The following is a 1695-nucleotide window of genomic DNA, read 5'->3' as shown; positions in this document are numbered from 1 at the left end:
GGCTCTTCACAGATGAGGGTGTAGAGGTGGTTGGCGCGTCGTTGCCGGGATAGAGGTCGAGGTCTCTCGAAAATGAGGGTTCCTACACTCCTCATCCGAAAGACCTCGACGTGCCTGACGCTACCGGTCGGGCGGGCTTCGCCTGCGCTGACCTGACGACTTTCTGCCGCCTCGACGAACTTGGGCTGCAGGTGACCGGACAACGCCTTGAGCCCGGCCGTGCTGTGCTGGCGTGCCGGGTGACCGACGAGGACCGGTGGTGTCGTCGCTGCGGCGAAGAAGGCATCCCACGCGACAGCCTCACCCGTACTCTGGCCCATGAGCCGTTCGGGTGGCGCCCCACCACACTGCTGGTGACCATCCGTCGCTACCGGTGCGCCGGCTGCGCCCACGTGTGGCGACAAGACACCACCAGGATGGCCGAACCACGTGCCAAGCTGTCGCGGCGTGCTCTGCGGTGGGCGCTGGAAGCCATTGTCTGCCAGCATCTATCCGTGGCTCGCATCGCCGAAGCGCTCGCGGTGTCGTGGAACACCGCCAACAACGCGGTGCTGGCAGAAGGCCGACGGGTGCTGATCGCCGATCCGGCCCGTTTCGACGGCGTGGCGGTGATCGGCGTCGATGAGCACGTCTGGCGGCACACCCGTCGCGGTGACAGGTACGTCACCGTCATCATCGATCTCACCCCTGTGCGTGACGGGACCGGTCCGGCTCGGCTGCTCGACATGGTCGAGGGTCGCTCAAAAAAGGCGTTTCAGGACTGGTTGGCCGAGCGGCCGCAGGACTGGCGTGACGGCGTGGACGTTGTTGCTATGGATGGCTTCTCCGGGTTCAAGACCGCTACCGCCGAGGAACTGCCCGAGGCGGCGACGGTGATGGACCCTTTCCACGTGGTGCGCCTGGCTGGCAACGCCCTCGATGAGTGCCGCCGCCGGGTGCAGCTGGCGACATGTGGGCACCGCGGCCGCAAGTCCGACCCGCTCTACACCTGCCGACGCACCCTGCACACCGGTGCCGATCTGCTCACCGACCGCCAGCGCACCCGGCTGGCCGCCTTGTTCGCCGCCGACGCCCACGCAGAAGTCGAGGCCACCTGGCAGATGTATCAGCGCACCGTGGCCGCGTATCGTGAACCCGACCGCACGAAAGGCCGCACGATGATGGCGGCGCTGATCACCACGCTGAGCACCGGCGTTCCCAAGCCGCTGACCGAACTGATCACCCTGGGACGGACCCTGAAGAAGCGTGCCGCCGACGTGCTGGCCTACTTCGACCGCCCCGGCACCTCCAACGGGCCCACCGAAGCGATCAACGGCCGCCTCGAACACCTGCGCGGATCCGCGCTGGGCTTCCGCAACCTCACCAACTACATCGCCCGGTCACTGCTCGAGACCGGAGGCTTCCGAACTCAGCTCCTTGCACCTCGGCAGTGAAGAGTCCTCAACGCATATTCGACGCGGCCAGAGCGTCATTGGTCTCGGTCACCGAGAAACGATCGGGGTGCCAGCCTCGGGGCAGCCAGTCGCGCATCTCCTGCGCACCCAGCCCCATCGGTGTTGCCCGCGGGTCGTACCCGCCACGAACCCACGCAGCCAATTCCTCATAGCCGCCCAAGCCACCACAATCCTCCGGCGGGCAGGCCATCTTGCCCGCCAGGCACACCGGAGCCGAAGGTGGATCATCGAGAACGTCTTC

Annotated in this window: 2 protein-coding genes; one reads left to right on the top strand and one right to left on the bottom strand. The window is 66.7% G+C overall.

Translation table 11 applies throughout. The annotated features are described in order from the left end of the window. The first annotated feature begins 110 nt into the window (after positions 1 to 110). Complete coding sequence (locus ACJH6J_RS30315) at positions 111 to 1433, top strand: ISL3 family transposase (RefSeq protein ID WP_052545499.1); 1323 nt, start codon at positions 111 to 113, stop codon at positions 1431 to 1433. 7 nt (positions 1434 to 1440) lie between these two features. Here ACJH6J_RS30315 and ACJH6J_RS30310 read toward each other — a convergent pair. Then, on the bottom strand, positions 1441 to 1695 hold a 255-nt coding region (locus ACJH6J_RS30310; RefSeq protein WP_406805027.1), incomplete at its 5' end, for an IS1096 element passenger TnpR family protein.

The sequence above is a fragment of the Mycobacterium sp. SMC-18 genome (genome assembly GCF_045310895.1).
Taxonomy (GTDB): Bacteria; Actinomycetota; Actinomycetes; order Mycobacteriales; family Mycobacteriaceae; genus Mycobacterium.
Note: the sequence above shows the minus strand (reverse complement) of the source record. Positions and strands in the feature narration are given on the sequence as shown.